28 protein-coding genes are annotated in these 25,853 nt (G+C 67.6%); 11 read left to right on the forward strand and 17 right to left on the reverse strand.

Going from position 1 to position 25,853, the window contains the following annotated elements; translation table 11 throughout:
- Positions 1-508 precede the first annotated feature (508 nt).
- Positions 509-850 carry a hypothetical protein gene (locus H5J31_RS01605; protein ID WP_181770594.1) on the forward strand — a complete coding sequence of 114 codons (342 nt, stop codon included), beginning with the start codon at positions 509-511 and terminating at the stop codon, positions 848-850.
- Positions 851-911: 61 nt separating this feature from the next.
- Positions 912-1,364, forward strand: coding sequence for a hypothetical protein (locus H5J31_RS01610; protein ID WP_207897270.1), 453 nt, complete (start codon positions 912-914; stop codon positions 1,362-1,364).
- A 5-nt stretch (positions 1,365-1,369) separates the two neighbouring features.
- Here the strand turns inward: H5J31_RS01610 and H5J31_RS01615 are convergent, their stop codons facing one another.
- The 4 genes from H5J31_RS01615 to H5J31_RS40375 all read right to left on the reverse strand — a co-directional run bounded on the left by H5J31_RS01615 (position 1,370) and on the right by H5J31_RS40375 (position 4,611).
- Positions 1,370-1,660, reverse strand: coding sequence for a fumarylacetoacetate hydrolase family protein (locus H5J31_RS01615; RefSeq protein ID WP_236004495.1), 291 nt, complete (start codon positions 1,658-1,660; stop codon positions 1,370-1,372).
- 19 nt (positions 1,661-1,679) lie between these two features.
- Entirely contained in the window at positions 1,680-2,315 is a 636-nt protein-coding gene (aroQ, locus tag H5J31_RS39705) for a gamma subclass chorismate mutase AroQ (RefSeq protein WP_181770595.1), read from the reverse strand.
- A gap of 90 nt (positions 2,316-2,405) precedes the next feature.
- Positions 2,406-3,191: an endonuclease I family protein gene (locus tag H5J31_RS01625; RefSeq protein WP_181770596.1), complete on the reverse strand. Its 786-nt coding sequence runs from the start codon at positions 3,189-3,191 to the stop codon at positions 2,406-2,408.
- Positions 3,192-3,366: 175 nt separating this feature from the next.
- The gene (locus tag H5J31_RS40375; protein ID WP_181770597.1) at positions 3,367-4,611 is read right to left on the reverse strand and encodes a helix-turn-helix domain-containing protein; all 1,245 of its coding nucleotides are present in this window, start codon (positions 4,609-4,611) and stop codon (positions 3,367-3,369) included.
- A 132-nt stretch (positions 4,612-4,743) separates the two neighbouring features.
- Here H5J31_RS40375 and H5J31_RS01635 point away from each other — a divergent pair, with 132 nt between their 5' ends.
- The 5 genes from H5J31_RS01635 (at position 4,744) to rho (ending at position 13,007) form a co-directional block, all read left to right on the forward strand.
- Entirely contained in the window at positions 4,744-5,040 is a 297-nt protein-coding gene (locus H5J31_RS01635) for a putative quinol monooxygenase (protein WP_181770598.1), read from the forward strand.
- A 181-nt stretch (positions 5,041-5,221) separates the two neighbouring features.
- Positions 5,222-6,619, forward strand: a complete 1,398-nt coding sequence (locus H5J31_RS01640) for an amino acid permease (RefSeq protein WP_181770599.1) — start codon at positions 5,222-5,224, stop codon at positions 6,617-6,619.
- 135 nt (positions 6,620-6,754) lie between these two features.
- Positions 6,755-7,693: a hypothetical protein gene (locus tag H5J31_RS01645; RefSeq protein ID WP_236004497.1), complete on the forward strand. Its 939-nt coding sequence runs from the start codon at positions 6,755-6,757 to the stop codon at positions 7,691-7,693.
- 147 nt (positions 7,694-7,840) lie between these two features.
- Entirely contained in the window at positions 7,841-11,761 is a 3,921-nt protein-coding gene (locus H5J31_RS01650) for an NACHT domain-containing protein (protein WP_181770600.1), read from the forward strand.
- A gap of 178 nt (positions 11,762-11,939) precedes the next feature.
- Entirely contained in the window at positions 11,940-13,007 is a 1,068-nt protein-coding gene (gene rho, locus H5J31_RS01655) for a transcription termination factor Rho (RefSeq protein ID WP_328701342.1), read from the forward strand.
- 23 nt (positions 13,008-13,030) lie between these two features.
- Here the strand turns inward: rho and H5J31_RS01660 are convergent, their stop codons facing one another.
- From H5J31_RS01660 to H5J31_RS01685, 6 genes are all read right to left on the reverse strand, one after another.
- Entirely contained in the window at positions 13,031-13,357 is a 327-nt protein-coding gene (locus H5J31_RS01660; RefSeq protein ID WP_181770602.1) for a DUF1048 domain-containing protein, read from the reverse strand.
- A gap of 1 nt (position 13,358) precedes the next feature.
- A complete protein-coding gene (locus H5J31_RS01665; protein WP_181770603.1) occupies positions 13,359-13,715 on the reverse strand; it encodes a DUF1048 domain-containing protein in 357 nt (118 codons plus the stop codon).
- The gene (locus H5J31_RS01670; protein ID WP_181770604.1) at positions 13,712-14,038 is read right to left on the reverse strand and encodes a PadR family transcriptional regulator; all 327 of its coding nucleotides are present in this window, start codon (positions 14,036-14,038) and stop codon (positions 13,712-13,714) included. The genes H5J31_RS01665 and H5J31_RS01670 overlap by 4 nt, the downstream gene beginning before the upstream one ends.
- A 94-nt stretch (positions 14,039-14,132) precedes the next feature.
- A complete protein-coding gene (gene surE, locus H5J31_RS01675; protein ID WP_181770605.1) occupies positions 14,133-14,873 on the reverse strand; it encodes a 5'/3'-nucleotidase SurE in 741 nt (246 codons plus the stop codon).
- Complete coding sequence (locus tag H5J31_RS01680) at positions 14,873-15,796, reverse strand: 1-phosphofructokinase family hexose kinase (protein ID WP_207897272.1); 924 nt, start codon at positions 15,794-15,796, stop codon at positions 14,873-14,875. The genes surE and H5J31_RS01680 overlap by 1 nt, the downstream gene beginning before the upstream one ends.
- A gap of 9 nt (positions 15,797-15,805) precedes the next feature.
- Positions 15,806-16,444, reverse strand: a complete 639-nt coding sequence (locus H5J31_RS01685) for an HSP18 transcriptional regulator (RefSeq protein WP_181770606.1) — start codon at positions 16,442-16,444, stop codon at positions 15,806-15,808.
- Positions 16,445-16,548: 104 nt separating this feature from the next.
- Between H5J31_RS01685 and H5J31_RS01690 the strand changes: the two genes are divergently transcribed.
- Both H5J31_RS01690 and H5J31_RS01695 read left to right on the forward strand, forming a co-directional pair.
- Positions 16,549-16,989, forward strand: coding sequence for an Hsp20/alpha crystallin family protein (locus tag H5J31_RS01690; protein WP_181770607.1), 441 nt, complete (start codon positions 16,549-16,551; stop codon positions 16,987-16,989).
- Positions 16,990-17,077: 88 nt separating this feature from the next.
- On the forward strand, positions 17,078-17,473 hold the full coding sequence (locus tag H5J31_RS01695) for a DUF6292 family protein (RefSeq protein WP_181770715.1): 396 nt from the start codon (positions 17,078-17,080) through the stop codon (positions 17,471-17,473).
- Between the two features lie 32 nt (positions 17,474-17,505).
- Here H5J31_RS01695 and H5J31_RS01700 read toward each other — a convergent pair whose 3' ends face one another.
- The 3 genes from H5J31_RS01700 to H5J31_RS01710 form a co-directional block, all read right to left on the reverse strand.
- A complete protein-coding gene (locus tag H5J31_RS01700; protein ID WP_181770608.1) occupies positions 17,506-17,853 on the reverse strand; it encodes a hypothetical protein in 348 nt (115 codons plus the stop codon).
- Positions 17,854-18,034: 181 nt separating this feature from the next.
- On the reverse strand, positions 18,035-20,059 hold the full coding sequence (locus H5J31_RS01705) for a CocE/NonD family hydrolase (RefSeq protein WP_181770609.1): 2,025 nt from the start codon (positions 20,057-20,059) through the stop codon (positions 18,035-18,037).
- 3 nt (positions 20,060-20,062) lie between these two features.
- Positions 20,063-21,361, reverse strand: coding sequence for an ATP-grasp domain-containing protein (locus H5J31_RS01710; protein ID WP_181770610.1), 1,299 nt, complete (start codon positions 21,359-21,361; stop codon positions 20,063-20,065).
- Between the two features lie 83 nt (positions 21,362-21,444).
- Between H5J31_RS01710 and H5J31_RS01715 the strand changes: the two genes are divergently transcribed.
- The gene (locus H5J31_RS01715) at positions 21,445-22,959 is read left to right on the forward strand and encodes an FAD-dependent oxidoreductase (RefSeq protein WP_181770611.1); all 1,515 of its coding nucleotides are present in this window, start codon (positions 21,445-21,447) and stop codon (positions 22,957-22,959) included.
- Between the two features lie 18 nt (positions 22,960-22,977).
- Here H5J31_RS01715 and H5J31_RS01720 read toward each other — a convergent pair whose 3' ends face one another.
- From H5J31_RS01720 to H5J31_RS01735, 4 genes are all read right to left on the reverse strand, one after another.
- A complete protein-coding gene (locus H5J31_RS01720) occupies positions 22,978-23,250 on the reverse strand; it encodes a GlsB/YeaQ/YmgE family stress response membrane protein (RefSeq protein WP_181770612.1) in 273 nt (90 codons plus the stop codon).
- 100 nt (positions 23,251-23,350) lie between these two features.
- Positions 23,351-23,722: a YybH family protein gene (locus H5J31_RS01725; protein ID WP_181770613.1), complete on the reverse strand. Its 372-nt coding sequence runs from the start codon at positions 23,720-23,722 to the stop codon at positions 23,351-23,353.
- Between the two features lies 1 nt (position 23,723).
- Complete coding sequence (locus tag H5J31_RS01730; RefSeq protein ID WP_181770614.1) at positions 23,724-24,434, reverse strand: SDR family NAD(P)-dependent oxidoreductase; 711 nt, start codon at positions 24,432-24,434, stop codon at positions 23,724-23,726.
- Positions 24,435-24,531: 97 nt separating this feature from the next.
- The gene (locus tag H5J31_RS01735; RefSeq protein WP_181770615.1) at positions 24,532-25,455 is read right to left on the reverse strand and encodes a LysR family transcriptional regulator; all 924 of its coding nucleotides are present in this window, start codon (positions 25,453-25,455) and stop codon (positions 24,532-24,534) included.
- Between the two features lie 188 nt (positions 25,456-25,643).
- On the opposite strand from H5J31_RS01735, the gene H5J31_RS39710 reads away from it, so the two are divergent.
- Entirely contained in the window at positions 25,644-25,808 is a 165-nt protein-coding gene (locus H5J31_RS39710) for a helix-turn-helix domain-containing protein (protein ID WP_328701343.1), read from the forward strand.
- The last annotated feature ends 45 nt before the right edge of the window (positions 25,809-25,853 follow it).

The raw sequence follows: 25,853 nt of genomic DNA on the forward strand, positions 1-25,853 counted from the left end.
CGCTGTCAAAAAGCGCTTTCCCGGCCGGTCGGGAAGTCATGAATCTTCCCACGATAAACATGCAAGTCTTTCGTGTTTTGCGGCGGGGCCTCGTTTTTCGAGCGCTGCCACTGTGGGTAGCAGCAACGAAGACGATCTTCATGGGAAACCGGAGGCCGCTACGACAAGTGGGCGGCGGCCATTACCCGAACCGGTGAGGCGGTCGCCACGAATGGTGAATTAGCGAGGATCACCGCAATGGGTGACATTGCCAGGACTGCAGGGGTTTCCTCGCCTGAGCGGCTGAACCTCAGCCACACATCCTGATCACGCATGGTCATGTGGGTATCACCGGACAGTGGTCGCCGATCTCGTCCGGGGGTCGGGCATCCGGGACCGGTCCCCGCGTCGGCAAGCTAGAACCGAGCATGCCGCGGTCGAAGAACCAGAAACCCGAGAAGGCTCGACAACGTGCATTCGACCCACTGACCGACCTCAGGAATCGTCGAGTACCGAGGAAGTCGCGCACATGACGGACAAAGGCCTGATCGGCTACCTCGCGATCGCGCTCGGCGGGATCGTGTTCGTGATCGGACTGATGCTGGTGTCCGAGGCCGCCCCGGAGGCGGCCCGCGAGGGACCGGTCGTCTGCGGCGACAAGGAGATGCGAGCAGGCGACGTGTGCTGGACCATCGGCGACGGAATCGACATCCCGGCGAGGAACTACCAGACGATGGCCGCCGAGCAGCTTTCCGGCCACGGCTGGACGATCTGGCTGCTGTGCCTCGGCATTCTCCTCAGCCTCGGCGCTGTGATCGTCACCGGCCTCTACCTCGCTTATGTCCGGATGCAGGCCGGTAAAGGCTCATAGCGATATCGCTTCGAGACTGAAGTCGCGCAACCGGAGTCGTGGCCGGTTACGTCCTCGGCGCATGAGATGGATAGCGGCGTTCTTTGTGCTGGTGGTGGCGGGGTGTGGAGCCGGAGGGGGCCCGGGCGCCGGCAAGGGGCCGGTGAAGCTGGAGGCGTTCGTGGGGCTCGGCGGCCTGACCAACCGGTTGGCGGAGCTGCGACCCGTGGAACTGGGGACAGCCGAAGCCCAAGCGTTCCGAAGCGCCCTGGAACGTGCCAAGCTCACCAACCTGGACGAGGTTCGTGGAGCGCTGTCGTTCACCCCGCCCGCCGATCGACGGGGCTTCGCCTTCGCCGTGCCCGGCTGCGCCGAGGACGGCGCCGCCCTGTCCGTCGAGGGCGGCACGCTGACCGCGAGGCTCACCGGCGGGGAGAACGTCAACTGTGTTCAGGCGAACTACTTCCTCACCGTCTTCTCCCTCGACCGCGGCTCGATACCTCCGACGCCCACGTTGTCGACCTCGCCGCGCTAGCGCACTCACGCGAGTGGGTGCACCGGGTCGCCTTCCACGATCGAAGTGCGGATCTCGCCGAGGCCCTCGATCTCCAGGGAGACCCGGTCACCGGCCCGCAGCCACGGGAATTCCTGTTCTCCGTGGACTTGCGACAGTTCCAGGACGCAGCCGGTCCCCACCGTGCCGGACCCGATGACGTCGCCGGTCCGCACCGTCGTCCCGCGCGAGGCGTAGGCGACGAGGTTGGCGAACGACCAGAACTGATCGGCCCAATTCCCTTCACTGTAGAGGACATCGTTGACGGACGCGGTCATCTTCAGAGAGTCCTGACCCCTATTCGGGCAGGCAGACCGTGGCGACAGCGGTGCGCAAGGCCTGCCGGTGAAGCGCGTCGAGACGGTGTTCGATGGCACCCACGGCTTTGGCGAGGAAGAGTTCAGGACGGCAACGCGAATCGCCATGGCGCAGGGTCTCGGTCGTTTTCAGTTCGGCGAGAATGGCGTGGGTGAGCTTGTCGAGCTCGGCCCGGATCTGACCGAGGTCCGGGCGAGCGGTGGGAGCCTCGTCGGGATGCTCCGTCCAGCGCGCGAACAGGCCGCGCTGCACGATCTTGCTGGCGGAGATCTGATCGGTGAACACCGCGACCGCCGCGTCGGCGTCGATGCCGAGCACCGTGGCCTCACTCCGGACGGTGGCCAGGAGTTCCCGTTCCCGTTGCGGGTCGTCGATGGGCCGCCCGGTGCCGAACTTCGACGCGGCGACCAGATCGCCCAGGAGCAGACGCGCGATCAGCGAATCGGTCAGGGCGTCGAACCGCAGTACGTTGCCCGGCTGAACGGCCGCTTCAGGAGCCGCAGCCGGGGCTGTCGCCTGCGCGACCGGAGCGGATCCGATCGTGGCCAGGACGACCGAGAGGCACACGATCCCGGCTCGGCAGGCACCGAGAGGATCGATCGACTTCGAGGTCATGGCCTGAACCCTATGCCCTGCACCTTCCCGGTGTTATCCGAACAATTCCGCGACTACGTAAACTTCGGCATGCCCACTGATCGGGACGGGCTAACCGTAAATGGAGGCAGCCCATTCAGGGTGGTCGATGAACGGATTGCGGTTGTGCTGGAACTGGTCGTAGATGACCTGGTTACGACGCTGCTCGGCGGCATCGGGCGGGTCCTGGGTGTTCCAGGACAACAAGACCGAGAGACGCCCGATGTTGGGCTTCGAACCGTTGTCGACGGCGTCGTTCGGTTCGAGGTCCGGGTAGCCCTCGCTGCCGTCGTACCGGACGGACATGTAGAGGATCATGCGGGCCACGTCGCCCTTGACCGCGTCCCGCGGCTCGAACGAATCGTCGTCGGTCAGGCTTCCGGGCGCCTCGTCGACCGGGGAGCCGCCGGCGTCGAAGTCCTTGTTCCCCCGCGTGCTGTTCACCGATACGTCTTCGGCCCGCAGATGATGCAGGTCGGTGCCCGGCCCGATCGCGGTGCCGAAGTCGCCGTGCGACTTGGCCCAGACATGCTCACGGTTCCAGTTGTCGGGCTCGCCGCCGTTCGTGCTCTTCGACTGCGAACGACCGCTGTAGAGCAGGATCACGTTCGCCGAGTTCGCGGGATCCTCATCGGTGGCCTTGATCCCGTCCCAAACCTGCTCGTACGACAACTTGGTGTTGGTGCTGATGATCCCGTGCAGCGCGGTCTTGAGCTCCGCACCGGTCTTGCCCAGCGCGTCCTGGTAGTAGTCGTCGGCCGAGGCGACCGGCGCCGCGGCCGCGACAGGTACGGTGCAGGCGAGACCGGCGGCCGCGCCGAGCGCAACCACCAACGATGTCCGGCGAGCTGCGAGCATGGTCGGTTCCTCTCCCCAGAGACGTCGACCCTCATCCCGCAGCCAACGCACTAGCCGTGCAGTTGGAAAAATACTGTCATGCTTGTCAATAGGCCACTTGCTCGACGGCGTCACCCCTCACCTCCGCCGCGAACCGGCGGCGAGCCGCAGTCCACTATGGACAGTAAGTGGACGGCTACCGAGTGCGTCCCGACGCGGCCATGAGCTGTGCCGCGGCCAGCGCCGACCACGGATGCCACCGGGTCGCGGGCGAGACGCCCAGCTCGGCCAGGGCCCCGGCCAGGGCGGGCTCGCCGGTCGGAAAGGCCTCACGGCAACCGAGCCGGAAGGCGACACGGTGCGCCTGTTCGACGTCCAGCCCAGGCAGCGCCGCCACCGCGGCCACGCCGATTCCCGGTTCGAGTACGGCGAACTCCCCTGACGGCAAGGGAAAGGTATGCGTCAACCCACCCGGCAGACCGGGTACCGCCGAACCGCGGGAAGCCACGAAGTCCGCCAGCCCGGAACCCAGCACCACCTGTGTGGCGACCTCGTACCCGCTCCAGGCGCCCGGCACGGCCAGCCCAGGCCGGGACCGGACCAGGGGCCCGAGGACGGGATCATCGCTCAGCACCTCGACCCCGGCCGAGTGATCGGTGTCGAGGCCCACGATCCGCGAAGCGCGGTCCACCACGTGGATGAGGTCTTCCCAGTAGGGCAGATGCGCACGCAGCAACAGATGGTCCGCCCCACCCGGCGAGATCTCCAGGAGCCCGGGCGCGTCCTTGACGGTGATCGTCCGCCGATAGGTCTCCCCCTCGACGGACTCGACCCCCGGCACCGCCCAAGAACTCAAGAGTCCCAGCGTCGCGGGCCAGTCGTAACCCGGCAGGAAAGGCAGCCGCAACGCGAGACCCCCGTCGGCGACCAGCCGGTCGGCGCGGCGCCGACGGTCACGCAGGTCGGTCGGCGAGGCACGGAACACCTCCCGAATGGCCCGGTTGAACTGCCGCAGGCTCCCGAAACCCGAAGCGAACGCGACGTCCAGCACGGTCAGGTCGGTGTCGTCGAGCAGACGGCGGGCGAAATGCGCGCGCCGCGACCGCGCGAGCTGGTCCGGACTGGCACCCAGATGTTTCAGGAACAGTCGTCGGAGGTGCCGGGCGGACAAGCCGACGCGGGCGGCGAGTGCCTCTTCGGTGCCGTCGTGGTCCAGTGCTCCGCCGATGATCAGCTGGACCGCCCGGCAGACCAGCTCGGGCGCGTCCGAGCCGACCGGTCCGGCCACCCGGTACGGACGGCAGCGCAGGCACGCGCGGAACCCGGCCGCCTCGGCCGCCGCCGCGTGCTCGAAGGTGACGTTGTTGCGCGGCAACGGCTTCGCTCCACATCCCGGCCGGCAGTAGATGCCGGTCGTGAGAACGGCCGAATACGTGGTCACGGCTCAGGTATACGCGTCCGCCGGCGAGGCCACCGGCCGGATCCGGACATCGGCGGATGTCCGGATCCGGCCGGACCCGGCGGCCCGTGAGCGAGAGGCTTCTCCTCGTTCCGACGACACAAGGAGTTTCCGTTGCTCACCAAGGTTTTCCCCATCCACCTGAAGGACGGCAAGCAGGCCGAGGCCGAGGCCCTCGTGGCCGAGTTCGCCCCGCGGGGCCCAGGAGTCGAGGACGGCACGCTGTCCTTCCGCGTCTACCGCGATCCGGCCAAACCGGACTACCTGCTGTTCGTCGAGCACTTCGCCGACCAGGACGCCTATGACGCGCACACCGGTTCGGCCGTCTACCAGGAGCTGATCGCCGGCCGGTTCGCTGAAACGATCGTCGAGTTCGTCGAGATCGACCACGAGCTGCTCGTCGAGCTGTGACCCCACCGTGCCGGGGTGTCGACGTCGGTGCCCCGGCACTTTCGTGGCCAGCCGACGGCGTGGTGAGAGTGAACGATTCTTCATGAATCGACCAGGTCACGGAACGAATCGACTGTAACTCAGCTAACGACGCAACGATCTCCTGTTCAGTGCGTTCAAGGCGGCAGATACGGTCGTCGGCATGACTCTGCGAGCCGCGACGGTGCGGCGGAAACCGGTCGCCGACCTGATCGCCGAAAGTGATCATGGCACGTTGAAGCGTTCACTCGGACTCGGGCAGCTGACCATGCTCAGCATCGGCGCGACGCTGGGCAGCGGGATCTTCGTCGTCCTCGGTGAAGCGGTGCCCGTGGCGGGCCCCGCGGTCGTGCTGTCCTTCGTGCTCGCCGGTATCACCGCGCTGTTCTCCGCGCTGTCTTACGCCGAACTCGCCGGCATGATCCCGCTGTCCGGTTCATCCTATTCCTATACGTACGCGACACTCGGCGAGCTGGTCGCCTGGGTCTGCGGCTGGTGCCTGGTACTCGAGTACGGCGTCTCGGTGGCCTCGGTGGCCGTCGGGTGGGGTCAGTACGTCAACGAGCTGCTGCGGCTGACCTTCGGGGTCGCCATCCCGGACGCGCTGAGCCAGCCACCGGGCTCGGGCGGGATCGTCAACGTCCCGGCCATCGTCGTCGTCCTGCTCGCCATGGTCCTGCTGCTGTCCGGGGCGAAGGAGAGCGCGCGGGCCAACGCGATCATGGTCGTGATCAAGATCGGCACCCTGGTGCTGTTCTGCGCGATCGCGTTCACCGCAGTGCGCGCGGCGAACTTCACCCCGTTCCTGCCACTCGGCCTGGCCGGGCTGAGCGCCGGCGGCGCGAAACTGTTCTTCTCCTACATCGGGTTCGACGCGGCGTCGACGGCGGGCGAGGAGGCGAAGAACCCGCAGCGTGACCTGCCGCGGGCGATCCTGCTCTCGCTCGCCATCGTCACCGTGCTGTACTGCCTGGTCGCCGTGGCCGCGGTCGGCGCCCTGCCGTGGCAGCGGTTCGACGGCCAGGAAGCCGCGCTCTCGCACGTCCTCAGTGCCGTGTCGAGCAATCCGCTGTGGGCCGCACTGCTCGCCGTCGGCGCGATCGTGGCGATCTCCAGTGTCGTCCTGACCGTCCTCTACGGACAGACGCGCATCCTGTACTCGATGTCCCGCGACGGCCTGGTCCCGGCCGCGCTGTCCAAAGTGGACCCGAAGAGCGGCACGCCGCGGATCAACACCCTGGTGGTCTCCGGTTTCGTCGCGACACTGGCCGCGTTCATCCCCCTCGGCAAACTGGCCGACGCCACCAGCATCGGCACGCTCTTCGCGTTCGGTCTGGTGAACGTCGCCGTCCTGCTGCTGCGACGCCGGGAGCCGGACGCGCCGCGCACGTTCCGGGTGCCCTTCTCCCCTGTCACGCCGATCCTCGGGGTGCTGTGCTGCGGCTACATGATGCTCAGCCTCGATGGCACCACCTGGGTGGTCTTCGGCGGCTGGATGGCGCTGGGTCTCCTGATCTACTTCGGCTACGGCATGCGCAGGTCCCGGCTGGCGTGCACTTAGGGGCCTACCCCATTCGCCGCCATAATTCCTAGCCTATCCAGCCGCAGTCGGAGCGAGATCATTGAATTAACGGCGAGAAGTAGGAGACACTGCCGTCATTACCCACGGAGGTCCCTACCGTGAACCGAGGTTCGTATGCGCCGTGAATATCGCATTTCCGTGCTGACCGCATGCCTCGTACTGTCCCTCACCCCATTTCCCGTCGCTACCGCCCAAACCACTTCCGACGCGGGCGTACGCGCCCCCTTCTGCTACGAAGAACCCGTACAGCCGAAAGCCGATGTAAGTGACATCAAAGCCACTTTCCAGTCTTCGAAGTGGCTGCAGACCATCCAGGCCGTCTACAAGCGACGGTGGCCCAGCGGCGAAGGTCTCGCGATCGCACAGGCGAAGGACAAGTACTTCAGCCAGTTCGTGACCAAGACCAGCTTCAACGCGCTCGCCGAGTCCCTGATGGTGGCGATCCACGAAGAGACGCACATGTGGGATCTCGATCCTTCGAGAACCTCTTGGGACGTCTACTACTCCGCCTGGATCAACGCCTCCCGCAAGGCGATGAAGGTACCCTTGCACGGCGGATTCCCCCGCCGCGAAATACTGCCGCTGATCACCGACGACCTTACTTCCAGCATGGACGACATCTACCTGCGGGACTCGCAGCAAGGGGCCTATCGACTCCAGGGAGTCGTCGCCGAACTCAACGCCGGACTCATGGGTTTGCCGGCGGCCACGGTCGTCGCCGAGTACATCCAGGGCGTGGGCGCCAGTAATTCCCGGGACATCGCCGCCACCAACCTCCGCTATCTGCAGCTCTACCTGCGGGTGGCCAAGGCCCGTTATCCCGACTACTGGACCAAGATCAAGAACCAGCCAGAACTGCGCGAGCTGGTACTCGTCGAGTTTCTCCGCACCGCGTATTGGCTGGATCAGTCCGCGCCCTATGCCGCCAAACTCGGCAGCGCCGACGTGGCCGCGATCGTGGCCAAGAACTACGCCCCGGAAAACATCGCGATAATCGAGGAGTTCACCGGGGCCAAGGTGAACACCGGCTCGGCCAGGAACTGCACCCTCTGACGCCGGTCCGGCCGCCCGGGGCTTCCCGGGCGGCCGGCCGTCAGATCACGAAAAGGTCGCAGAGCCAGCCCGGGTGACACGTTTCGGCCGTGACGGCGACTCCTTCGTCGGACCAGCACAACCGGCCGGACACGGGAGTTCGTTCGCATGACGAGTGGGGCGGTAGCACCCCCTGACGACGCCACCGAGCTGGCCACGATCGTGGACGACCTGGCCGCCAAGGCCGTCGTCAAGCGGTCCCACACCGCGTCCGGGTTCAGCCCACCGCTCGATCATTTTCTCGCTCGCGGCAAAGAAAGCATCGTCGTCGTCGCACCGTGGGGAGCCGGCAAGTCCCGGCTGGTCACCGAGTTCCAGCAGGCGGCGCTGAAGGCCCGTGAGCCCGGCGATCCCGTTCCGGTGTGGATCCCGATCGAAACCTGGGAGGACGGGCAGCCGCTCGAAGCGTGGATCTCGCGCCATCTCGAAAGCGAACACACCGTCACGCAGGCGGCACGGCTGCTGGAGGCCGGTCTGATCCACCCACTCGTCGAAGGCGTGGACGAGCTCGCTTCAGGTCTCCGTGAGGATTTCCTCGAAGGCGTTCGGGCGCTCCCCTTCCCGGTGCTGCTGACCAGCCGTACCGCGGACTTCGTGCACGGAATCGAGATCGTCGAACTGCGCCCGCCGTCACTCGCTGATCGCCTCGCCGAGTGGCCAGCGCTGGCGGACGTCGTCCGCACCGATCCGAGCGGGCCCCTGGCCACGGTATTGGCCACCCCGCTGGGCCTTCACCTGTTCGACGCCGTCTACGCCAAGGAGGGTGCCGACCCGACCGTGCTGATGGACCGGGCGGCCTTCCCGCATCCGTGGGCCATCGAACGGCACCTCATCGCCGAGCTTCCGTCTGAAGAGCTGATCAGGCTCCGTCGCGTAGCGCACTTCGCGAAGACCGCGGACGCGGGTCCTCTGGCGTGGTGGCGGCTGGCGGACAAGGTCTCCCGTCCGCGGTTCCTGCTCGTGACGACCGCGTTGGCGGGTGTCCTCGGGCTCATCACCGCCGTCGCCACCGCGATGGCGATCGACAAGCGGTGGGACGTCACGCTCCCGTTGTGGGCGGTGTCCGGGATGGCCGCGGCGGTCACCGTCGCCGTCGCGATCGCCCTGGCCTCGCTCACCCGCCCCCTGCTGCCGGTCGCGGTGTCGTTTTCCCGGTGGCGCGGCGCGACGACGGCCTGGCTCGTGGGTGGCACCGGCGCCGGGCTGGTCGCCGGGGTGGCGGCGTTCCTCACCGGCCGGAGCTGGCCGACGCTACTCAGCGCCGGGATCGTAGGGCTTCTCGCGGGTGCCATCGGCGCGCAGAAGACCTTGCTCGTCACCCGCGACGACGAAACCCGCCTCGGCACCCCGACGCGGGTGCTGGCGCAGGACCGGGTAGCGGTCCTGTTCCCGGTGGTGGCGGGCTCGGTCGCCGGGCTGTTCGCGTGGCTGGCGCTGATCAACGACTCCGAGTGGAACAAGACCGACTTCCCGCCATTGCTCGTGCTCGCCGCCGCGGTGATGACGACGAACTCCGCGTATGTCCGGTACAAGCTCGCGTTGCTGGTGTTCGACCGCGGCCCGAGTGGCACGGTCGACGCGGTCGGCCCGCTGTCCGAGGTCCCCGATCTCATCGGCAGGGAAGGCGGCCTGTTCGTCTTTCGCAACGGAGGCGTCCGAAAGCACCTCACGGACATCCGGCTCGAACGCGTCTACCTCACTTCCGCCTTGGACGCGCGCGAATTCGTCCTCGCGGCACGCCATCAGCTCGCCGAAGAAGCGTGTGAAACGGCCGATGTCGCCGGCGCGGTCAACCTCGAAAAGGTCCGCGATTTCGTCGACGAAGTGGCCGGGGACATCGAGCGGAACGTGACCGCGATCGTCGCGTCGACCGCCGCGGCCCGGCAGCAGTACGCGACGGCGAAGGCCCGCTATGCCGAGTCCCTGCTCAAGGTCCCGGTCGAGACCGCGGTCTGGATCCAATCCACGGCCGAAGTGCTCCCCTTCTTCGGTTCCCTCACCCTGATCTTCGCGCCCACCGCCTTCGCCCTCGATCATCTCGGGCTGACCTGGCAAAGTGCCGCCGGAGTGGTCCTGGTCGCGGTCGTGCTCTTCGCTCTCCTGAAACAGGCTTTACGTCGATCGTCCGACTACGCGCTCCGCGCGATCAGCGGTGGGGCCGTGGCCGGGAGCGTCCTGGCGCTCGCCGTCGCGTTCGTCGCCGTCCTCGACCCCGAACAATCGCTGGGAGAGTTCAAAGTCTGGCTCGCCGCGACGGCCTCCGTGATCTGCTGGCTGGCTTGGGGCCTGACCGCGTCGATGCGTTCGCTCACCACGCGGCTACGGTCGGACACACCGGCCGACTGGCCGTCGAAGAACCCCACCTCGCGCACGGCCGAGGCTCGCGCGAAGGCCGAAACCTCGTGCCGCGCTTGGCTCGATGCGCTCCTGGATCGCGGCGTACGCCCCTTGGTCGCCGTACGCCTCGACGAAGTGCGAAAGCGTTCGTATGACAGGTCGCTCCCGTGGGCGGACGTCCGACGGCTGGGTGACGTTTCCGACGTCGCCGAATACGTCCCCACCGCCACCAGCGGGCGCCTCACCCGGATGATGACGTTCATGACCCGTGGCGCGGTCGGGATCAGCGGTCCCCGCGGCGCGGGCAAGAGCACCGTCCTCAAGATGTTCGGCGAACTCGGCTTCGGTTCGGAACCCGGTGACCTCACGCTGGTGGTCCCCGCGCCGACGAACTACGGATCGCGCGACTTCCTCGTCCACCTCTACACGATGGTGTGCTCCCAAGTCATCGGCGACGTGCCGGAACCCCGGCGGCCTCACCGGCGATGGCCTTGGTTCCTCCTTTCCGCGGTGGGCGCGATCGGCACCGCGGTCACCTGGCAATGGGCACGGCTGGTGACCGCCGCGCAGTGGGTGCCGCCGAACTGGCGGATGGTCGCGATGACGGCGGGTCTGATGGTCACGCTGATCCCGCTCGTCGTCGTCTGGGTCACGACCTCGCTCGCGCACGGACATCCCGAGGACGCCCTCGTCTTCGAAGCCCGGAAACGGCTGGCAGGTCTGCGGTTCGTGGCGACCACCACGGTCACCCGGAGCGCCACGGTCAAACCGCCAGCGGTGGCCGAATTCGGTGGCTCTCACGCCCTGGCCCAGGCCGCCCAGATCAAGACGTTCCCCGAACTGGTCGAGGAGTTCCGCGGGTTCCTGTCCCAGCTGACCGCCCGAGGACGGGTCGTCGTCTGCGTGGACGAGCTGGACAAGATCGCCTCGGCCGCGGAGGCGGAGCGCTTCCTCAACGACATCAAGGCGATCTTCGGTGTCGAAGGCTGTTTCTTCTTGGTGGCCGTGTCCGACGACGCCCTGGCGAGCTTCTCCCGCAGGTCGCTCGCGGTCCGTACCGCGTTCGATTCCGCGTTCGACTCCGTCGTCACGGTGGGCCGGTTCGCTTTGAGCGAGACCCGGCGCCTGCTCGTGCAACGGGTCTCCTCGCCTCCCGAGCCCTTCGTCTGGTTGTGTCACGCCATGTCCGGCGGGCTGCCCCGTGATCTGAACCGCACCGTCCGGGAGTTGTACGACATCAACGCCGCGAGCGGGGAAGTCACTCTCGACGCCCTGTCACGTGGCCTGGTGAAAGCCGATCTCGACGCGGTGACCGACGGACTGTCGGTGCGGCTGGCCGAACGGTTCGACGGCCCGGCGATCCGGCTGCGGCAGCACATTCTCAACGCACGACGGCTCACCTTGACCAGTTCGGATCTCCTCTCCTACCCGCTGTTGCGCTGGGCCTCCGACGTTCCGGACGACCTCAACCTCGTGTACGCGCAGTTTCGCTGCTACCTCGCCTACGCCGCGGCGATCCTGCGCGCGTTCGACGACAACGCCGACGCGGTGATCGCGGCGCTCCGGGACACCGACGGCGTCGAACTCCACTACCTGGCCCACGCCCGGGTCTGGCTGGCCGCCGACCCGGTGGCCGCCGCGGCGTACGTCGACGACTGGCGTGCCTTCGAGACCCAGGCGCTGAGCGAGTAGGCGACCAGGTCCGAAGCGACAGAGTTGCGCGATGACGCCCGGCTGGGCTACCGTCAAGGTGTTCCTCTAGCGGATGCAGGCAACGCCTCCCGCGAGAGCGTCTCTCGAATCCCTTCTCATCACGAAGGTCTCTTCCGGCGTGTCTTCGCCGTTCTCCCAACCCAGAAAGAACTTTCCCATGACCATCAACGGAATACTCGACATCGTGCGCAACCGCGCCCACGTCCGGGCGGACGGCTACCTGCCGGGCCCCGACGACGTACCCATCACCCAGAAAACGGTCCGCGACCTCGGTCTCCGGCGCGGAGACCTGCTCTGCCTCGACGACAACGGCGAGGTGACCGCCGCCAACGGCCGCGACCCTCTCCCCCTGCGGCGCCGTCCCGACTTCGCCGACCTGGTTCCGCTCTACCCCAACGAAAGACTGCGGCTGGAAACCGAGTCGCACGCACTCACCACCCGGGTGGTCGACCTGGTGATGCCGGTCGGCAAGGGACAGCGCGCGCTCATCGTGGCGCCCCCCAAGGCCGGTAAAACCTCTGTGCTGCAAGCGATCGCGCACGGCATCAGCAAGAACCACCCGGAATGCCATCTGATGCTGGTGCTGGTCGGCGAACGCCCCGAGGAGGTCACCGACCTGTCCCGTTCGGTGCCCGGCGAGGTGATCGCCGCCACCTTCGACCACCCTCCCACCGAACACACCTCGCTCGCCGAACTCGCCATCGAACGGGCCAAGCGTCTGGTCGAGCAGGGCCGGGACGTGGTGGTATTGCTGGATTCCCTGACCCGGCTCGGCCGGGCCTACAACCTGGCCGCGCCGGCGTCCGGCCGCATTCTGTCCGGTGGCGTCGATTCCACCGCACTCACTCCGCCGAAACGGTTCCTCGGCGCCGCCCGCAATATCGAGAACGGCGGCTCGCTGACCATCTTCGCCACCGCGCTCATCGACACCGGCTCCACCGGCGACACGGTGATCTTCGAGGAATACAAGGGAACCGGCAACGCCGAACTACGACTGGACCGCCGCCTGGCGACCAAACGGGTCTGGCCGGCCGTCGACCTCAAGCAGTCCGGCACCCGCCGAGAGGACCTGCTGATCCCCGCCGCCGAGATCGCCGCCACCAGTGCCCTGCGCCGAGCCCTGGACGGCCGGGACAACGCCACCGAAACCCTGCTCGACGGCCTCCGGAAAACCGAGACCAATCACGACTTCCTGACCCAGCTCACCCGTCCCCAGCAGCCCTGAGCCGCCGGGCGACCCCGCCGAGATCACTTCCCGGCCTTGCCGGCCTTCTTGGCGATGGACTCCTGATAGAGGTCCGCGTAGGTGCGAGAGTCCCCGATCAGGTCGTCGCAGAAGCCGGCGACGTCGTCGCCGATGAGTTCCAGAACCCCTTTGCCCGCAAGGACACCCTCTTCGAAGAAGTCGACGATCCCCGGGAGCAGCGGCCCGTCGACGAGGTCGACCGGCCCCACCTTGAAGAGGTACTTCTGGATCTCCTTGTAGACGATCCGGTAATCCGGCGGGAGCGCCTTGACCCGCGCCACATGCGCCCGCCACTGCTTCTTGCCTTCGATGATGTCTTGGACGCCCACGTCAGCCTCCCAGCTTGTTCAGTTTCCTGGCGACGTTCCGGTTCACTTGGCGGCGCCAGCGGTCGCGATGGCCCCGGCCCCGCTCCCCGCCTGCCAGTGCCGCGCAGAATCCCTCGATGTCGTCACCCAGCACCTCGTGCACGCTTTGCCCGTCGAACGCCGTTTCTTCGAGCAACCCCAGCGCACCGTCGAGGATCGGCATCAGGTTTCGACCGGTGAAGTCCGAGTGGGGGGAGAGATGTCCCTTGATCTCTTCCCACGCCGCCCGGTAGTCCGCGGGCAAGGCCTCGGCCCGGGTTTCGAAGGCCTTCGATTCCCTGGTGAGGTCACTACCCGTGACGGTCTCCCAGAAGTTCATTTCCCGCCCTCCTTGAGCTTTTCGATCCGCGAAGTGACGTACTCCCATTTCACCCAGAATTTCGCGAGTTCGTCGCGCCCCGCGTCGTTGAGTGAATAGAACTTGCGCGGCGGTCCTTGCCCGGACGGCCGTTTCGTCACCTGGACGACCCCGTTCTTCTCCAGCCGCAGCAAGATGGTGTAAACCGTTCCCTCGACGACGTCACCGAAACCGAGTTCGTTCAGGCGCCGAGTGATGGCATACCCATAGGCCTCTTCGCCACCGATGATTTCCAGCACGCAGCCTTCGAGCGTGCCCTTCAGCATCTCCGTCAGATCATCCACCGCGACCTCCCAGTACTCGGTAGTACCGAGTACTAGTACAACGTATCACTAGGTAGTGGTCGCGGTCCAGCGCCGGACCGGTGGCGGGTTCCGGTCAGAGGGCCGGATCGGGATCTTCGGTGATCGAACGCAGCGCTGTCACCGTCGGGTGCCCGTCGGCCAGCAGACGGGCGTCACTGCCTGGCGGCAGTTCGCCTTCCACGGTCACGGTGGTGAGGACGAACGCGGTGCTCTCGTCGTTCCGGATGTGGCTGCGCACCGCACCGAACTCGGCCAGCGCCGCGCGCTTCGGCGGCCCCGCCTCCGCACGGTCGGGAACATTGAGGTTCAGGACAGTCCCCTCCGGCAGTTCCACGAGCCGGTCGAACAGCGTCGCGGCAACGCTGACGGCGGTGCCCCAATGCGGCTCCGGACCGGGTTCCAGCCCCACGTCGAGCGAGACCGCGAGAGCCCGCGCGCCGTTGATCGACGCGGTCAGCGCCGCGCCGACGGTGCCCGAGTGCAGGACCGCGCGCCCGACGTTCGCCCCGCGGTTCACCCCGGACAGCACGACATCCGGCGGTTCGCCGAACGCGCCCTGCGCGGCCGCCAACGCGATCAGACCGGGATGCGCGGCGACGGCGTAGGCCGGTACATCGGGGACATCGGACAGCTCCCGCCGCTCGACCGCGACCTTGCCCTCCTCGCCGGCGCCGGACAGTCCCGCGCTCGTACCACTGGCTTCCTCGGCCGGCGCGGCGATCACCACGGTCCAGCCGTGTTCCACGGCGCCGACCGCGAGCGCGGCCAGACCCGGCGAGCCGATGCCGTCGTCATTGGTGATCAGCGCACGCATCAGGCGGCCTCCCACGGGCGCAGACGCACTCGCCCGGCGAGTTCCCGCACCGCGCCGTCACTTCCCGAGCCGAGGCCGTGCCGGGTCACGTTGACCGCTCCCGCGGCGGCCCCCAGCTTCAGCGACTCTTCCAGCGACCTGCCTTGCGCCAGACCGACCGCGAGACCCGCTGTCATGGAGTCGCCACCACCGCGGGTGTCCACCGGTGTCAGGTCGGGAGACTCCACCAGGACCAGCTTTCCCTCGATGAGGGCGAGCGTCGCCTCGGCCGCCCGGGACACGACGACCGCGCGGGCGCCGCCCGACGCCAGCTCGCGGCATCCCGCCGCGAGGTCGGGCAACGAATCCGACTCGGCGAGGCCGTCGGCGACCATCTCCTCGTGGCTGACCTTGATCACCGCCGGACCGCCTTCGAGCGCTCGGGCCAGCCGTTCCCCCGACAGATCCACCACCACCTCGGTGCCGTGGGCGCCGAGGTCACGGGCGAGCCGCTCGTACACCGAATGGGGAACCGGGACGTCGTCCTCGTCCGGGCCGCTGAGGATCGCGACGTCCGCGCGCAGCCCCTGGACCAAGGTCAGCTCGTAGAGATCGTCCAGTTCGTGCCGCGACAACGCGTCCGCGGGCATCCGCACGACCTCGTCGCGGCGCCCGTCCCGTCGGTCGTGCACGTAGGCGCCGTTGCGCGCGGCGACTTCCCTGACTTCGACGTCGACACCGATCAAATGCCGCAGCACCCGTCCGGTCTCCCCGCCCAGCGCGCAGCACACCAGCGCCCGCCCGCCGAGGGCGTCGATCATCCGCGACTGCCACACCCCCTGCCCGCCCGCGTGCACGTGGACGTCGGGCACTCCATCGATCTCTTCCACCGTCACCGTCAACTGCGGAGACGGCGCGAACACCGCCACTCGACCATCAGTCATGCCGGACGGTTACCCACTTTGTCCGTTTTCACCCGGACCCGCGTTGCGCTCGCGGCGGTTGTCGACGGCGTCCCGCCGCACCTGGTCGCCGATCTCGCCGATCTCGTCGAGTCGTTCGACGAAACCGTTGTGCTCGCTCGGGAGACGGTCCCGCAGGTCGGCGAGCGGCGCCAAGAGGCCGGTCACGTCGTTCTCACCGAGTGCCGCGCTGAGCCTGTCGGCACTCTCTCGCGCCTCGGCGTCCAGTCCGTCCAGCGCGCCCGCCTGCCCGGCCAGTTGCCGCAAGATCGCCGAGTTACGCCGTGCCCAGTCGGCCACCGCACGATCACCCGCCCGCCGATCGCGTTCCGCGTCGACGCGCGCCTCGCCCGTGCCCTCACCGGTGACGGAGGGTCGCAGCCGCAGGAAGCGCCGTTCCGCCGCCTGCCGGCTCGCGACCCCCAGGGCCGGCGCGAGCGACGTCCAGCTGGCCCCACCGGCACGGGCCGCCGCGATCAGTTCGGGCTCCCACGCCGCCAGCTCCTCGCGCACCGCCCGCAACGTCGCCAACGCCACCACCAGCGCCTCGGGCTCCACAGCACCGGCGCGAGCCGCCGCCACCACGTCGTGCACGTCCCGCACGCGATGCGCGAGGCCCTTCTCGGTCATTGTCATCCTTTCGACGACTTAGCTGTTGTCATCGTTTCGATGACATGTTAGAACAGTGGGGCGTGTTGACACCAGACGAACAGCGAACCCAGGAGGTGGAACCCATGTTGATGCGCACCGACCCGTTCCGTGAACTCGACCGTCTCACCCAGCAGATGTTCGGCGCCGCGCCCCAGGGAACCTGGTCCAAGCCGGCCACGATGCCGATGGACGCCTACCGCGCCGGCGACGAGTTCGTGGTCTGCTTCGATCTTCCCGGCGTGTCCGCCGACGCGATCGAACTGGACATCGAACGCAATGTCCTCACGGTCAAGGCGGAACGGCGGCCGACCACCGGCGGCGAGGTCCAGATGCAGGTCTCGGAACGCCCCTTGGGCGTGTTCTCCCGCCAGTTGTTCCTCGGTGACGCCCTCGACACCGACCGCATCGCGGCCGACTACGAAGCCGGCGTGCTGACACTGCGCATCCCGATCGCCGAGAAGGCGAAGCCCCGGCGTATCGACATCACCGGCACCAAAACCGACCGCAAGGAGATCCAGGCCTGACGCCGTGGGCCGGTGCGAGGCCCGGTCCTCGCACCGGCCCACGGCCGGGAAGGAAAAGGGGCGCACCCCGTTGACCGCCACGCTCGCCATGCCGGCCCGTCACCTTCATCCCGCACTCGACGCCGTGTGGGAATACCTCGCCGACGTCACCCGCGAACTGGGTGTCGGCCTCGAATCCTGCACCGTCGACCAGGACCGGCCGATCTCGGCCTACGTCGCCCTCGACGGAAGGCTTCCCGGGTATCCCGGCCGGGACGTCGCCCTGCTGTGGGACGAAACCCACGGCTGGGCGGCCGCGATCGAGACCCACTCCGGCGAAGACCTCATCGTCATCCGGTACCTCGGCGGAGAGGCCGTCGCGCCGTCCGCGAGCCAGGTCGCACGCTTCGTCGCGGCCTTGCGCGAAGGCGACGACCACTGTGGACAACGCACACCGCCGTGTTTCGGCCCGCCGGGCTGCTTCCCGCGCAGGAGCGCGAAATGAGCACGGCACGACGGTGAGCGGAGTTCCGCGGGCTAGCCGTTCTTCGGGCAGGTCTCGTCCTTCTTCACCGCACCGAGGGTCACCCTGGCGTTGTCGACGAGGACCACGCCGGGTGCCGGGTCCTGGGTGCAGACCTTCCAGTTGGCGGGCCAGACGACGTGGCGTCCGGCTCCGGACAGGTCTTCCGCGGTGATCCGGGTGCGGTAGTCGAAGGCCTGGTACGCGACATCCAGCGGTTTCCCGACCAGATCGGGCATCGCGGGCCCCGCGTCGATCGCGGTCACCGGCGACGCGGCGGCCGGGATCGCCGCGATACCGGTGAACGCGATGGCTGCCAGGACGCTGCCCAGATAGCCGGTCCGGCGCTTGATGCTGATCACGTGATCGTCTCCTCTGCCGTTCTCGGCCGGGTAGGTCCACGGCCGTTGACAGGATCGGCGTCCACGCGTCGCGGGAAACGGGTCCGTCCAGGATCGAGTGAGGAGATGTACCCACCCGGGTGAGCTGGGGCGTGTTTCAACGTCTGGGTCGCCGCCGACCACCCAGACGGTAAAACTCAAGCTAGACCTGATCGCGGGGAACCGTCCGATGCCAGTTGCGGGAGTAACACCGTCGCTCGCCTTCGTAGCCATCGAGCCGGGCGTCGATGACGAACTCCGTCGGCGTGCAGGAGACCCGTGTGCGGGTCTCGCTCCTGGCCACCCAGCCGTCCCGGGCGAACGTCATCGACCAGGCCGTTTCCGCGACCGGCGAACAGAAGTCGTCGGCCATCCACGAATAGCGCTCGAACACGTCACTGGTGAAGTCGAGGTCGATGTCGTCGAAGTGGACCCTGCCCGCGTTCTTCACGATCTCCAGCGCGGACCGGTACTCGATCAGGTCCCGGGAGACGGTCCAGCGCTGCTCGCCGGGTTCGATCTGCGTCGCCGGCAACGGTTCGGTGCCTTCGGGCTCGTCGAACGGCCGCGCGGGAACCTCGTCGGCTTCGGCCATCGGACGGACCGGCAGGGTGAGCGCGCTCTGTCCGGTGTGGACGGTCACCATCACCGGTTCCGGTGGCGGCCAGGCCAAGGGCCAGTACGACGACGAGATCGACAGCCGGATCCGGTGTCCGGCCGGGAAAGCCTGCGCGACGGCGTTGAGTTCGACCCGCACCCGGTACCGCTCGCCCGGTTCCAGCGGCTCCGGATCCTCGTGTCCGTCCCGGTGGGTCAGATTCAGCAGGCCGTACGTCACCCGGGTGGCCCGGCCGTCCGGTGCGACGTCGGACAGCCGGACGGCGACCTGCGCCACCGGTTTGTCCGCGGAGACCTCGAGATCCACCAGTGGCGAACCGAGGATCTCGCACGGCTCGGTGAGTTCGTCGGTGTCGAAGACGAGTGAACCGCCGTCCTCCTCCCGCTGGTCGTACGGCAGGTCGGGCGGAGCGCTGTAGGAAGCCCATTTCCCGGCGAACTGACCGACCGACAGCGGCGACTCCACCGACAGCCGCTCGGCCGGGACCTCCTCGCCGGGGCGGGCGATCCGGTGCCGTGCGAGACGGTGCTCCGACGGATGGACGTGCGGCGAAGGCCAGGACGGCTCCCCCACCCAGCGACCGGGCCGGTCCTCGTACGACGTCGACGGCGGCACACTGTCCTGCATCCAGGTCCGCAACATCGGCCCGTCCATGACGCCGTTCTCGACGTCCTTCAGCCAGTGGTCCCACCAGCGGACCAGTTCCTGCAGGTATCCGATGGCCGGTCCGGGCCGCCCCAGATGCGGGTACTTGTGCGACCAGGGGCCGATCAGCCCGCGGCGGGGCACGTCGAGGTTGGCGAGCAGCCGGGAGACGGCGTTCGAGTAGCCGTCGGCCCAGCCGCTGGAGGCGAGCACGGGCACCTGGACGTCGCTGTAGTTCTCGCAGACCGACGCGTGCCGCCAGTAGTCGTCGCGGCGCTGATGACTCAGCCATTCGCCGATCCAGAGGCTGCAGTTCTCCAGCCGTTCGAGCCACCGGTCACGCCAGCGCTCCCCGGCCAGCGCCGGGTCGGGCGGAAGCGTGCTGTACGCGAACATGGTGGACGCCTCGGCGACGTTGTCCGAGAGCAGGCAGCCACCCATGTAGTGCATGTCGTCGGCGTACCGGTCGTCGGTGAACGACGAGATCGCGATCGCGGTCAGCGAAGGCGGTTTGCGTGCGGCCGTCTGCAGCGCGGCGAACGCACCCCAGGAGATCCCCATCATCCCGGTCCGGCCGGTGCACCACGGCTGCGTGGCGATCCATTCGAGGACCTCTTCCGCGTCCTGCTGCTCCCGCTCCAGATACTCGTCGGCGAGCACACCCTCCGACTCCCCCGAACCCCGGATGTCCACGCGCACACAGGCGTAACCGTGTCCCGCGAGGTAGGGATGGTGGATCGAGTCGCGCACCGACGTCAGGTCGCGATGGCGGTACGGGATGTACTCCAGGATCGCCGGTACCGGCTCACCGTCCGAGGCGACCGGCCTCCAGATCCTTGCCGACAGCCGGACGCCGTCGGACACCGGGATCCACAGGTGGTCGGACTCCGTGATCTCGTACGGTAGCGAAGCCACCGTCCGCATGGGCTATCCCTCCTCGAATTCGAACCGCAGCGCGTCGACGCACCGGCGGTATTTGTGCTCCATCTCCCGCTGGGTCTGCGCCGCGACGAAGAGATGCGCGAGTTCGTAGCTGTAGCTGTCCTGCGCCGGGATGTCCGAGAGCCGGGTGCCCTTCTCCGGCACGACTTCGATCTTCACCCCCGGGTTCCGCGCCTCCACGTCGGCGATCTCGCCTCTGGTCGGCACCCGGGTGACCAGTCCATCACGGAAGCGGCGGTGGTACCACTTGCCGGCGATCCGGTAGTCGCCCCGATGGCGCCGTCCGGCGGGATCCCGGCCGAGACCCAGCTGCACCATGAGGTGATGGTTCGCCACACCGTCGACGTACTCGAACAGTTCGGCGTGGGCCTGCGAATGCCGCGGATTGATCTCCAGCAGGCAGGCCTGCCCCGATTCGGGATGACAGAAGAACTCGATGCTGAACGTGGCGTTGTCGAAGCCGATCCGCTCCATCACCCGGACGGAGATCTCCTTCATCCGGTCGACCGCGTCTTCGGGTAGCTGCGACGGGTACTGATGTCTCAGAAAACAAGCGGTGTCGGGATAGTTGATCGAATCGAGGGCGCCGTACACCGTCACCTGTCCCTTGTGGACATACCCTTCCACCGCGGCCTGCACGCCGTTGAGCTCTCCCTCCGCGAGACACGCCGCTCCCCCGGCCTCGGCCACCGCGGCCGGCAGTTCGACCTTGCCCAGGATGTGGTCGAAGGGTTTGCCGACCCGATCGACACCCGCCTGGATCTCGGCGACGGCCTTCTCGAACTCGTCCTCGTCGGCGACATGGAAGGCCAGTTCCGAGGAGAACGACTTCACCGGCTTGAGCCACATGGGGTAATCGACCCCCTCGGGTGGCCGCGGGTCCTCCTGGTCCAGATCGACGATCCCGAACGACGGCATCTCGTCGATCACCTTCGCCTGTTCGAGGCGGCTCCAGTATTTGTGCTCGCACTTCAGCACCGCCTCCAGGGAAACGCCGGGAAGACCGTACTTCTCGCACAGCATCGCCACCATCGTCGAAGACGGGAAATCCCAGTAGCCGACGATTGCGTCGATCGGCCCAGCGAAAGCGTCCAAATGCGACTGCGCCTTTTCGAGGAGTTCGACGATCGGGATGGTGCCGTGCTGAAGTTCTTCGGGCGACAGCAAGGGATGGAAGCGATACCGGCCCGCACCGGGGAGCCGCCGCAGGACCTCCTCATTGGCCTCGTCGAGGCCGATGACGAAAATGTTCTTTTCCTCTGAAGAGTTGGAGGATGCACTCATGGGCGACAACTACCCTTTCGAGTGAACCAGAAAACCCGGGTCCGCTTGGTTTGCCCACGTTGTCGTGCGGGAATCCGGGCGCCATGACGGAGTTGCCCGACACGCGTTCCCTGTGGCTCGACACCGCTCCCGCACCCGATCGCACCGGCACGCCACTGCCGCGGGAGGTCGACGTCGCCATCCTCGGCGGCGGCATCGCGGGACTGACGACGGCCTACCGCCTGATGAAAGCCGGGCGGTCGGTGCTGGTCCTGGAGGCAGGACGGCTCGCGGCGGGGGTCTCCGGTCACACCACGGCGAAGATCAGCACGCAGCACGGACTGAAGTACGCCACCCTGGCCAAGACCAAGGGCACCGACGCCGCCGCGACATACGCCCACAGCCAGGCCTCGGCCTTGGAGTGGATCGCTGCCACGACCGCGGAACTCGGCATCGAATGCGGGTTCACCCGCGCCGAGTCCTTCGTGTACACGACCAAGCCCGAGACCGTGGAAAGCCTTGAGCGCGAAGCGGAAGCAGCCGCCGAGGCGGGTCTCCCCGCGACCTATGTCACCGGCGTCGATCTCGACGTATCGGCGCTCGGAGCGGTCAAATTCACCGCACAGGCCCATTTCCACCCGCGCAAGTGGTTGCTCGGCCTCGCCGAGGAGATCGAACGCGCGGGCGGCACGATCGTGGAGGGGATCCGCGCGGAGGGCGTCGACGAACTCGGCGGCACCCTGGTGCGGACCAGCGTCGGCGACGTACGGGCGAGCGAGGTCGTGGTGACGACCCACTACCCGATGCTGGACCGCGGCCTGTTCTTCGCCCGGCTGGATCCGGTGCGAGATCTCGTGGTCGCCGGACCCGTCGAAGGAAACCGGTTGCCGGACGGGATGTTCCTCGACGCGGACACGCATCATTCCGTGCGGGCCTACCTCAACGACGGCGTCCGGTACGGCGTCGTCGGCGGCGAGCACTACCGCGTCGGCGCCTCGGTCGACGTCGAGAGCCGTTACGAGCTACTGGCGATCTGGGCGGCCCGGAACGCGGGCCTGCACCGGGTGACCCACCGCTGGTCCGCACATGATCTGTCCACTTTGGACAATGTGCCGTACGTCGGGCGCTACCATCCGGCGAGCCGCCACCTCTGGGTCGCCACCGGCTTCGGCCAATGGGGCATGACCGGCGGCACAGCGGCGGGGCTGCTGCTGGCGGACCTGGTGACCGGCAAGGACAATCCTTCGGCGAGCTTGTACGACCCGAACCGGTTCGACCTCCGGTCGGCGATCAGCACCGTCGAGAACAACGCGACGGTCGCGAAGTTCCTCATCGGTGACCACTTCAGCGCGTTGCGACAACCCGCTCCCCTGGAAGAACTGACCCCCGGCGAGGCCAAGGTCACTCGCGTAGGCGGCGAACTCGTCGCCGCCTACCGTGACCCGGAGGGCGAACTGCACGCCGTCGGCGCCCACTGCACCCACCTCGGCTGCCTGGTCGCGTTCAACAACGCGGAGAAGACCTGGGATTGTCCGTGTCACGGGTCGAGATTCGCCCTCGACGGCTCTGTGCTGCAGGGGCCCGCGGTGCGCTCACTCCCGAAGAAGAGGGAGCGGTGACGGCACCGCCCGGGCGGATCAGGTTCGCGAGCGGCTCTTCCGGCCGGTCACCTTGTTGTAGATGACCAGGACGATGATCGCGCCGATGATCGACCCGATCCAGCCGGCGGGCTGGAAGCCACGGAGGCCGACGGTGAGCAGGCCGAACAGCAGGCCGCCCACGACCGAGCCGACCACGCCCAGGACGATCGTCCGCAGCACGCCGATGTCGTCCTTGCCCGGTACCAGGGCTCGCGCGATGAAACCTGCGATGAGGCCGAACAGAATCCAGCCAAGGATGGTCCAGAACATCTCGTCACCTCGTGGTCGATCGGGCGGACAGCCTCACCGTACGGGACAACATCACGCACGCGCCAAACGACCGCGGTGGCCGGAACGAATGACGTGCGGGTCACACCGTCGGCGACACACCCTCCCCAGGTCGCGGGCTGACCTGATAGTGGGCGATGAGACCGTCCTGCACGAGCACGCCGAGGTACACGCTCAACGTCGGCCGGTCGGCGAAGGCGAAATCGACGCTCAGGTAGCCGAGGACCACTCCGTCGCCGAACCTGCGTGTTTCGAGGAACTCGTATTCCGCTTTCAGGCCGAGCGGTTGCGCCGCGTAATACGCGGCCACCGCCTCACGGCCGACGACATGAGGGCGCAGCCCTTGGAAAACGGCGTCCGTGGCGAAGTTCGCGGCGACACGCTCGGGTTCGTGCGCGGCCACCGCGTCCTTCCAGCGGTCCATCACGTCTCGCAGGATCTTTTCGTCGTCCATGTCAATGCCCCGCGCTCTGCCCGCCGTCGAGGTGCAGGATCTCGCCGGTGACGAAAGCGGCCTGCTCCAGGAACATGATCGCGTCGACGACCTCGTCGATCTCGCCGAGGCGGCCGACCGGATGCAGCGCGGCGAGGGCGTCGTGCGACTCCGGCGGGTGCATCGGGGTGCGGATGATGCCGAGCGCGAGGGCGTTGGCCCGGATTCCGGCCGTCGCGTACTCGATCGCGAGCGACTTGGTGACGGCGTTCAGGCCGCCCTTGGTCAGCGCCGCGAGCGCGGCGGGCACCTGGGAAAGCGCGTGGTCGACCAGGCTGGTGGACAGACTCACGATGTGGCCCCCGCCGCCTTGGGCGAGCATCGCCGCCACCGCGCCGCGGGAGATGTCGAAGAAGCCTCGCAGGTTGGTGCCCGCGACGGTGGCGAAGTCGTCGTCGGTGTAGTCGGCGAACGGTTTGGCGACGAAGACGCCGGCGTTGTTCACCAGCGTGTCCACCCGGCCGAACCGGGTTATCGCCTCATCGACGACCCGGGCGCCTTCGCCGGGTAGTGACAGGTCGGCTCGCACCGTCAGCACTTCGGGGTCGTCCGACGTGCCGATCGACCGTGACGTCGCCACGACCGCGTAGCCGAGTTTGCGATAGGCGGGCACGAGAGCCGCGCCGATCCCCTGTGACGCGCCGGTGACGACCGCCACTTTTCCGCTGTTCATATCGGTTACTCGCTTTCGAGGAGAAAAGGAACTCTGTCCTGATCGTGCGCCCGTGCGAGTTTTCTCGCCACGACTTGCTTTCTCTCTCGTGAGAGGCTCAGCCTCCGAGTGTTCGATGAGGATCGTCCGACGGCAGCCAGACGCTCTCCACCTGCAAGCCGAGATCACCCACGTCACGCGCGATGGCCTCGGCGGCGGCCAGCACGGACTCGCGGACCTCGTCCTCACGATGGACGAGCGACCATGTCCACATCACCTCCGGCGCGATCACCTCGCGACGGACGAGGTCCGGGGGCAGCGGCGTGACCTGACCCTTCGGCGAGTTGAGCACCGGGGTGGTGCATCCCCGGACGTGGTCGAAGAACGCGGGGCCGGTGATCGCGCCATTGTGGATGCGGATCACGCGAGCACCGGTGTCACGGGCGAACTCCTCGGCGAACTCGTTCCAGGACGACCAGGACGTGACGTCGTCGTCCACGAGCACCGCGATGTCCCGCGCCTTCACCGGGCCGGTGTCCGTACCGATGGAGACGGCGTACAGCCGGTCCGCGCCGAGCAGCCGGGCCGTCAAGCCGAGTTCGGCGAGGTCGGCGGTCCGGATCCAGCACACGGCCAGGTCGAGACTGCCGTCGGCGACCCTCGCCGCCTGCGCGTGGGACGGGGCGATCCACGCGTCCACGTAAAGCTGCGCGATCCCCGACGTCCGGGTGGTCAGATCCGGCGGCAACCAGTTGACGTAACCGATGCGCACCGGGTCGGCCCCGGAAAGCCGATGCGCCCGCCTCCGGAGTTCGTCCGCGCGTTCGAGCAGCGCGCGAACCTCCGGCAGTAACTCAGCGCCGGCCGCGGTGAGCGCGACCGTCCGGCGGTCGCGGACGAACAGCGGCACCCCCAGATCGCGTTCGAGCGCCTTGATCTGCTGAGACAGCGACGGACCCGCGATCAGCAACCGGGCCGCCGCCCGGCCGAAGTGCAGTTCCTCGGCGACGACGGCGAAGTATCGGAGCTGGCGCAGTTCCACGGCCGCATCCTATGCGGGGTAAGACGAAGGGGGCGTGGCCGGTGCCCGACCGGTTGCGGCGAAATCACCCTTCAGTGTTATTCGCACAATTCCGCCTTGGGCTCAAATGGTCAGTGCACCGGCTGAGATAATGATCGTTCTAGTTGACGGAGGGGTGTTCCGTGTCGCGTGGTGTTCCGTTGCGGTCGGTGGAGCGCGAGTTGATCGCGTTCGGGCTGGGGCAGGGAAAGTCGTTTGGGGAGGTTGGGGCTTGGATTGGGCGGGATCGCTCGGCGGTGTCCCGCGAGGTCGGCCGTAACGGCGGAGGGAGAATTATTCGCCGTTGGTTGCCCAGCGCCGGGCTGATCGGATGAGGAAGCGTCCGAAGGAACGCAAGGTGCTGAAGTCATCGTTTCTGA

Source organism: Amycolatopsis pittospori (assembly GCF_013870525.1).
In the GTDB taxonomy this organism is placed as follows: Bacteria; Actinomycetota; Actinomycetes; order Mycobacteriales; family Pseudonocardiaceae; genus Amycolatopsis; species Amycolatopsis pittospori.